We start from the raw sequence: 2,570 nt of genomic DNA on the forward strand, positions 1-2,570 counted from the left end.
AAACCAATCACTCCCGGCTTTACTCGCGAGGGAAGGTTGCCCTTGAGCGGTATCGATCGCTTCTTCTACTGCTTGTCTTTCGGGTGAAAGTACCAATCGATCGTTTACTAGTGCGCTAAAGGTTTCCCGATTACCTGTGCCACTATCAGTAATTTTAATCCCTTTGTAATCAATTTCTTTAGTTGGTTCTTTACTTTGAGCTTTGAGTTTATTGGCAAAGTCTAACGCTTTAAGTTTGTCTTTAATCCCGATCGCAATTAAGAACCGAGGTTTGCTGGCTTTACCCTCCGCATCCGGCAAAATTGCCAACATGGTGTTGCCCAGCCACGGCTGCACGTCTCGATTAAAATCCAGTTGAGTTTCGGATAGCAACTTCTGTTGCGTCTCTTGGAGTTGTGCCGTCACGATTTTTTGAGCTGCTGGAGTCCCAAATTTTTGTAACTTTGCCCAGGCTTCGGGTTCGTTAGAAACATAAGCCACCATCAAGGCATTTTCAGGAATTACGGTAGCGAGATCGCCAGCATTACTTTCGCCGCTATAAATATATTTATAACCAGCATATCCCGTTCCAGCAGCCGCTACCAATGCTACTGCTGTGATAATACTTTTCTTCGCCATATAGTTTAGGTATTAGAGGATGAGAGCGCGAAGCTACTTTAACAGTTGACAGTTGACAGTTGACAGTTGCGGATGCAATCGCGCACTCCGGCGTTGGCGTTAGCCTGCCGTAGGCATAGACGTGTCGCTAGACGGTCTCCTCAGCGTGCGTTGCACCAAGCAGACAGCGAAAGGTGTTTGCTCAAATCCCCTGCGCTTTGGTGATGAAGAAACTGCGAGTATACATCATCTGATTCACTCGATCGATAGTTAATTCCCGAAAATCGATCGCAGTTTAGGACATATTACCGATCTTGTGCGAGCGATCGCCGATCGTCAAGGGTCAGATGCTCAGTTAATTTGATAATTGTCGCTCATCTAACGATCGATTTCACTCGACGGTTGCGTCCCCGTTAGCCCCTGAAATGATGGAGAAGTAGATCGTACCGCATTAAACAGATAATATTAATTAGGTATGTGCAATTATTTATCAAATAAATTATGCCTGAAACCTAGCGGGTGACCCGCCCAGCACCTCAACCGTCGCGATCTCAATCTATGTCGATTGATTAGATTGCATTATTTTGGAGTTTATCGGAGTCAAGCGTAGCTAAAGCCGTCGTTATGATGGATGATTTTGAGATCTTGCATACTGGAAAATGCAACTCTAAATCCATTTATCACTACCTCACATCCTTTCGGAGTCGGCGTTTTAACGCGCCCTGTGTAAGTTCCAGCCCTTACATTTTTCCTGTTTTTTTGAATGGTAGCTTTGACAAAATCACCAGTTGATATGTGGCTGAACGTTTGCTTGGCTTCTGTACAGGGAAAACCGTACTTATCAATTCTGGTCATTCTTCTGCACCCGTGACCTGTTACTTTGACACTCAAGATCTTGAATGTCAAAACTTGCAGCGTATCTACAACACCTACGCAAGCGGCATCTAACCAGTCAGTCTTGGGCAACCCTAACCGCGTCCGATTAAATTTAGTTAGACCTCCCGATCCAGTGGATACAGGCAATCCAGTCAACTTTAATCGATCGAAAAATGCCCAACGAGTTGAGTTAACTGCCGCCGCATCTTTGAGCGGAGCTTTCAATTGAGATTGAATTTTATTCAACAGTTGGGGTTTGCCAGACAGAAACTCTTTGAGAGCCAATGTTCCTTTCTTCTTGTTGCATTTATCGCAAGCCAAACACAGGTTTGAGATGCGATTAGATCCCCCTTTGGCTTTTGGTATAACGTGTTCCACTTGGAGCGGCACGCCTTTAATCTCGCAATAACTACACTTTCTATCCCACTTGTTAAGTAGATATTCACGCACCTCGTATCCGAGTAATTCGCCTTGCTGATATTCAACACCCGATATTTCAGGATTCTCTAGTTTTTGAAGATCGAACCGGACTAATTCTTGTCGAATCTCTGCTACTGGCGAGTATTTAATTAAACGTTTGACCCAAGTTCCAACAGTAAGAATACGGTGCATTAAGCTTGGAGCTAGCCATCCAGCAGGACGCTCGCGATTGAGGAAACGAGCTTGACGATAGCGAGTATGGCGCGCCCGACGACTGCGACGTACAGCTTTTCTCGTTTCAAGTGCATCTTTAATTGCAAGTCCTCGATGTTGTAGCTCCATTCCCCAGATCGCTTCATCTCGGTTATTTACCAGTGAAATACCTGTAAACTTGCTACCTAGATCGATGCGAAGGGATAGTGGATAAGTGATTATTTTATCCACTATTCGCTTCATGATTAATGTGGATGGAAACATCCGAAAAACGGCTGCCTTACCTTGCTCCATTAATTCACGAGCATGGGCTGGGTGAATTGGATTCATTGGTGTTTTATTTGCATCAATTAGAAATACAAAATTGGACATGATTAGGTTTAATCGGTTTGATTAGTTCTAAAGTTATGTTTGCTTCAACGTTCTTATCAAAGCTTGTTAGACCCAAGACACTTCTCTTTCGA

Annotated in this window: 2 protein-coding genes; both read right to left on the bottom strand. The window is 44.0% G+C overall.

Going from position 1 to position 2,570, the window contains the following annotated elements; genetic code table 11:
- The coding region (locus tag ACEW9J_RS25260) for a DUF3352 domain-containing protein (RefSeq protein WP_373547828.1) at nucleotides 1-618 on the bottom strand (618 nt) is incomplete at its 3' end.
- Between the two features lie 579 nt (nucleotides 619-1,197).
- A complete protein-coding gene (gene iscB, locus ACEW9J_RS25265) occupies nucleotides 1,198-2,478 on the bottom strand; it encodes an RNA-guided endonuclease IscB (protein ID WP_373547829.1) in 1,281 nt (426 codons plus the stop codon).
- Nucleotides 2,479-2,570: the final 92 nt, after the last annotated feature.

It is taken from the genome of Chamaesiphon sp., assembly GCF_041737865.1.
Classification (GTDB): Bacteria; Cyanobacteriota; Cyanobacteriia; order Cyanobacteriales; family Chamaesiphonaceae; genus Chamaesiphon.